Origin of the sequence: Pseudomonas sp., from assembly GCF_026224925.1 — a bacterium.
GTDB lineage: Bacteria > Pseudomonadota > Gammaproteobacteria > Pseudomonadales > Pseudomonadaceae > Aquipseudomonas.
Genome location: NZ_JAMFRV010000772.1, coordinates 1 through 5,357, shown reverse-complemented (window position 1 = coordinate 5,357; position 5,357 = coordinate 1). Strand labels below are relative to the sequence as shown.

5 protein-coding genes are annotated in these 5,357 nt (G+C 57.7%); all 5 read left to right on the top strand.

The features are described 5' to 3' along the window. Positions 1 to 158: 158 nt before the first annotated feature. Positions 159 to 1,010 (top strand): fumarylacetoacetate hydrolase family protein, encoded by an 852-nt coding sequence (locus tag M0974_RS32345; RefSeq protein ID WP_297846287.1) that lies wholly within the window; start codon positions 159 to 161, stop codon positions 1,008 to 1,010. Between the two features lies 1 nt (position 1,011). Next, on the top strand, positions 1,012 to 1,833 hold the full coding sequence (locus M0974_RS32340; RefSeq protein WP_297846285.1) for an IclR family transcriptional regulator: 822 nt from the start codon (positions 1,012 to 1,014) through the stop codon (positions 1,831 to 1,833). Positions 1,834 to 1,862: 29 nt separating this feature from the next. Continuing rightward, the gene (locus M0974_RS32335) at positions 1,863 to 3,518 is read left to right on the top strand and encodes a bifunctional 3-(3-hydroxy-phenyl)propionate/3-hydroxycinnamic acid hydroxylase (protein ID WP_297846283.1); all 1,656 of its coding nucleotides are present in this window, start codon (positions 1,863 to 1,865) and stop codon (positions 3,516 to 3,518) included. Positions 3,519 to 3,532: 14 nt separating this feature from the next. Continuing rightward, entirely contained in the window at positions 3,533 to 4,381 is an 849-nt protein-coding gene (locus M0974_RS32330; protein ID WP_020300874.1) for a VOC family protein, read from the top strand. 43 nt (positions 4,382 to 4,424) lie between these two features. After that, on the top strand, positions 4,425 to 5,357 hold a 933-nt coding region (locus M0974_RS32325; RefSeq protein WP_297846280.1), incomplete at its 3' end, for an aldehyde dehydrogenase family protein.

The window sequence follows — 5,357 nt, the reverse complement described above, 5'->3', positions numbered from 1 at the left end:
AGCCGGCTGGGTTTTGACAGCGATCCTCAGCGCTGCGTTGGTTCCGGGAATCATCGCGCTGACGGCAATCACCTTGCTGCGGCTTGACCCCGCAAGCAAGCAACAACCCAGACCCTCACAGTCTATTTCTCATCATTGATGCAATCAGAGGCATACCCATGAAAATCGCAAGCTTCGTTTACCAGAACCGTTCCACGTACGGCATTGTTGAAGGTGACCACGTCATTGACCTAGAATCGCTCAAGTCACACCTGGGTGCAGACCTCAAGGAAGCCATCACGCGCAATCGACTGAGCGAGCTGGGGGCTGATGCGCTGAAAGACCTGCCCCGCCTGGCATTGAGTGAAATCACCTTTCTGCCGGTTATTGCCAACCCCGGCAAGGTGCTCTGCATCGGGATCAACTACGCCACGCATGTGCGCGAGACTGGTCGGGACATGCCGACCTACCCGATGATTTTCACCCGCTTTGCCGACAGCCAGACCGCACACCTGCAGCCCATCGTTCGTCCAACCGTTTCCCACAAGCTCGACTTCGAAGGTGAACTGGCCGTGGTGATCGGCAAGACCGCTCGCCATGTCAAACCCGAGGACGCCCTGGAATATGTCGCCGGCTACGCCTGCTACAACGACGGCAGCGTACGTGATTGGCAGAAGCACACCATCCAGTTTATTCCGGGGAAGAACTTCCCAGCCACCGGTGGGTTCGGCCCATGGATGGTCACCAGCGATGAAATCGTCGACCCGCAGGACCTGGAACTGACTACCCGCTTGAACGGCGAAGTGATGCAACACACGCGCACCAGCGACATGATTTTCGATGTGCGCAAGTTGATCGAGTACTGCACCGCATTCACTGAACTGGCACCCGGCGACGTCATCGTCAGCGGCACTACAGGTGGTGTTGGTGCATTCCGCGAGCCACCGGTCTGGATGAAGCCGGGCGATATCGTCGAAATCGAAATCGAACGCATTGGTATCCTGCGCAACAGTATTGTAGACGAGCGCTGACATGCAAAGACCGTTTGATTCCGAAGACACCACCGAGCAACTGGCGGACAGCAAAGGCTCCAGCCTTGAGCGGATGCTGCGAATCCTCGACCTGTTCACCGAGCACCATCCCATCTGGACGGTCGACGGGATGGGAAATGCGCTGGGGTTCACACGCTCCACTGCCTACCGCTATGTACGCGAACTGGCAGAGGCCAACTTGCTGTTTCAGGTGGAAGCCGGGCGTTATGCGCTGGGCGCGAGAATCATCACCTGGGATCGCCAACTGCGCGTCAGTGATCCGCTGGTTCGCGCCGCACACTCATTGGAGTCCAGCTTTCCGCAATGGGGTGCCGAGCAAGCATGGTTAGTGTGTCGTCTGTTCAAGGATCAAGTGGTTTGCGTCCATCAAACCGGCAATCTGTCCAATCAGGTGAGCTATTCGCGAGGCTCCCCAAGGCCGTTGTTCATGGGGGCCACCTCCAAAGCGATCCTGGCCAATATGGGCTCGCGACACCAGAGCCAACTGTTTCTGGAAAACCCGAGTGACGTCGAGTCCAGCAACCTTGGCAAGACGTGGGAGCAGTTCCGACGCTCGCTCCAGCGCTTGCGCCGCCAGGGATATGTGCTGAGCACCAGCGAAGTGGATGCTGACGTCTTCGGCCTGGCGGCGCCCATATTCGATGGTGACGGCAAAGTGGTGGGCAGCATCAGCTGCGTGCGCCCCACGTCGCAACGCGACAGCGAACAGGATGAAGCGCAGGGCCAGCAGATTCTCACCCTTGCCGACAATCTTTCACAACTCATGACCGCGCTAGCGCATAGACCAGAACTACTGGACTGATACGCCTTACGGTCAACGAGGGAACAAAAATGACAACCCTTACACCTTTGAATACTGACGTACTGATTATCGGTGCCGGCCCGACAGGGCTCACGTTAGCCAACCTCCTCGGGCAAGCAGGCGTGCACACCACCATCATTGATCGTAAAGCCGGCACCGTGACTGAACCGCGCGCCGTCTCGATCGATGATGAGTCGCTGCGGACCATGCAGGCAGCGGGGCTGGATGAAGCTGTATTGGCTGATGTTGTAAAAGGCTACGGGGTGCACTACTTCGACAAGCCCGGCGGACGATGCTTTGGCAAGGTCGAGCCCGTCGGCAAGCAGTACGGTTACCCCAAACGCAACGCGTTCCGCCAACCCCTGTTTGAACGCACCCTGAGGCACGGAGTGGAGCGCTTCCCAAGCCTGACTCCGCTTTTCTGCCATGAACTGATCGACTTCATTCAGGACGCCTCAGGCGTTCTCGCTCGAGTACAAAACGAGGCCGGTGAAACGGTTGAGGTGCGCGCCCAGTACATGGTTGCCTGTGATGGCGGCAGAAGCCCGGTTCGCAAACAACTGGGTATCGATATGGTGGGCTCCAGCTTCAAGTCCCGCTGGTTGGTCGTGGATCTGGATCAGGACGATGACCCGTTCTGGCAGACTCGTGTGTATTGCGACGCGCAGCGACCTGTCGTAGAAGTGCCCGGCCCTCATCAGACACGTCGCTTCGAGTTCATGCTCAAAGACGACGAGACTGATGAGCAAATGCTCAGCGACGCTAGCCTTGGCAACTTGCTGCGGCCGTTCCGGGGTGAAAAAGCTTATTCGCTGGTGCGCAAAGTGGTCTACACCTTCCACGCCAGGGTTGCCTCTCGCTGGCAGGAAGGTCGTGTTTTTCTCGCCGGTGACGCTGCGCACCTGACCCCACCCTATGCGGGCCAAGGCATGAACAGTGGTGTGCGTGATGCGCATAACATCGCCTGGAAACTTGTGGCGGTACTCCGGGGACAAATGGCGAAAAGCGCCCTCGAGACCTATGAAAGCGAACGCCGCGATCATGCCTGGGCGCTGATCAAGCTGGCGCTGAATCTCGGGGTGGTCATGGCGCCGGCTTCAGCCTTGCGCGCCAAACTCATTACCAGCACCTTCCGCGTGATCGGGCTGATCCCGCCTCTGCGCGATTACTTTCTGCAAATGAAGTTTAAACCAAAGCCTCGTTTTACCCAGGGCCTGGTGTTATCCCAAGGTAAGGCCGGCAACCTGCGCGCCGGGACCATGCTGCCGCAGCCGACTCTTTTCGACTCTCACGGCTGCGCGCAACTGTTGGATGAGCACATCGGCCCGGGCTTTGCCTTGATTCAATATGGCGATCTGCGCAGCCAACGCATGGATCAACTGCAGCACCCGCTCTGGACCCACCTGGATGCCAAGCGCATCGTGATCATTCCACAAGACGCTCCGCTTCCGCCCCCTTTGGCGGGACTCACGATCGTACATGATCGCAACGGTGAGTTAAGCGCACTGTTTGCCGAGGCCAGCACCTTCCTGCTGCTACGTCCCGACCGCTATGTCGCCGCCATATTTGACCAGGCTCAGGAGTCAGAAACAGCTCTGGCTCTTCAGTCCTTGTTGGGCATTGCACAGGCTACGACAGTCGCCGTCGCGGCTGCCAATACCGCCCATTCCCCAGTTACTCTTTGATCGCGGAGTTTTCCATGACGACCCTCCAGACTTCGACCCCTGCTCAACTGTGCTACCTGCACCTGGCAAGCAAAGAACCTCAACGCCAGGTAGATTTTTATACGCGAATGATGGACATGCGCGCATCGCCACAAGCAGATGGCAGCCAGGTGATGCGGGGGCCGAAACGAGCGGCAATCATTTCGCCAGCCGACCATAGCGGCCTGCTGGCCGCTGCCTTCAACCTCCACTCCAACGCCAAACTGGAAGCGCTGCGTCAGAACCTGATTGAGCGTGAATGCCAGATGGATCCGGTGACCTCGCCTTTACTTGAGCCAGGCGCGTTTGCCATTCGGGATCCACAGGGTCGCCAGACAATATTCGGCGTAGTACTTCCCGATACAAGTGCTGAACTGCAAGGCATGCCGTCGAGGTTGCAGCACGTTGTGTTCCAAACCACCGAGCTTGAGACGATTATCGACTTTTACGTCAACACCGTTGGCTTCACCATTTCCGACAACGTGGTCGACCAGGAAACCGGCCAGCTCATGGTGTGTTTCCTGCGCTCCGACGACGAGCATCACTCCCTCGCCTTTTTCCGTGGGTCGAAGAATGAATGGGACCACCATTGTTACGAAACCAATGAGTGGAATGACATTCGTGATTGGGGCGACCGGTTTGCCAAGGAGCGCATCAGCATTTTCTTCGGCCCTGGCCGTCATGGTCCGGGCAACAATCTGTTTTTCATGGTGGTCGATGCCGATCGGAACCGACTGGAATTCTCGGCCGAACTTGAACTGGCGCCAGCAGACCGTGAAGCCGGCGTATGGCCGCAGAGTGAGCACACTCTTAACTCCTGGGGCCGCGCCTGGATGCGCACCTGATTTTGCAGGGAAGTCAATCCATTAAATTGATCGAGTCGCCTAAATGAACAACCAGAACGCACCCGCTCCATTTGCCATTCAAGGTCATCAATACATTAACGGCCGCTGGCAGCCAGGTCGCTCAACCAAACGCCTGGACAACCGCAACCCCTTCAACAACGAGTTGCTGTTGGACATGCCGCTCGCCTCGGTCGCCGATCTGGATGAAGCCTATCTGGCCGCCGAAAAGGCACAGCTGGAGTGGGCTGCGCTACACGCCGGCCAACGGGTTATGTTGCTTGAAAAGCTTGCCGTTATCGTTGCGCAGCGCAGTGAAGAAATTATCGACTGGCTCATCAAAGAGTCGGGCAGCACTCGAATCAAGGCTGGCATCGAGTGGCAAAGCACGCTGAACCTGGTCCGAGAATGCGCGAGCATGCCGATGCAAGTAGAGGGTCGGATCTTGACCAGCTACAAGCCCGGCGAACAGAGCTTTGTGTTCCGTGATCCACTTGGCGTTGTGGGGGTGATCAGCCCATGGAATTTTCCGCTTTATCTAAGCATGCGCTCCGTTATTCCGGCCTTGGCATTAGGTAATACCGTAGTGCTGAAACCTGCGAGTGATACCGCTGTCAGCGGCGGATTGTTGATCGCCTACCTACTGGAGGCGGCGGGCTTCCCTGCGGGCACCATCAACGTTGTTGTGGGCGCCGGATCGGAAATCGGTGACGCCTTCGTGGAACATCGAGTACCCAGGCTGATCTCGTTCACCGGTTCTACGGACGTGGGGCGCAATGTCGGGCGCATCGCCACGGGTGGCAAGCACATCAAACGCGTTGCTCTTGAACTCGGTGGTAACGCGCCACTGGTGGTGCTGAATGATGCCGACGTTGAAGTGGCAGCTCACGCAGCCGTGGTCGGCCGTTTCCTGCATCAAGGGCAGATATGCATGAGCGTCAACCGAGTGATTGTTGATCGCACCTTATACCCGGCGTTT

Coding starts and splice junctions, on each gene's coding strand:
- M0974_RS32330 (WP_020300874.1), top strand. CDS start 3,533: ATGACGACCCTCCAGACTTCGACCCCTGCTCAACTGTGCTACCTGCAC.
- M0974_RS32340 (WP_297846285.1), top strand. CDS start 1,012: ATGCAAAGACCGTTTGATTCCGAAGACACCACCGAGCAACTGGCGGAC.
- M0974_RS32335 (WP_297846283.1), top strand. CDS start 1,863: ATGACAACCCTTACACCTTTGAATACTGACGTACTGATTATCGGTGCC.
- M0974_RS32345 (WP_297846287.1), top strand. CDS start 159: ATGAAAATCGCAAGCTTCGTTTACCAGAACCGTTCCACGTACGGCATT.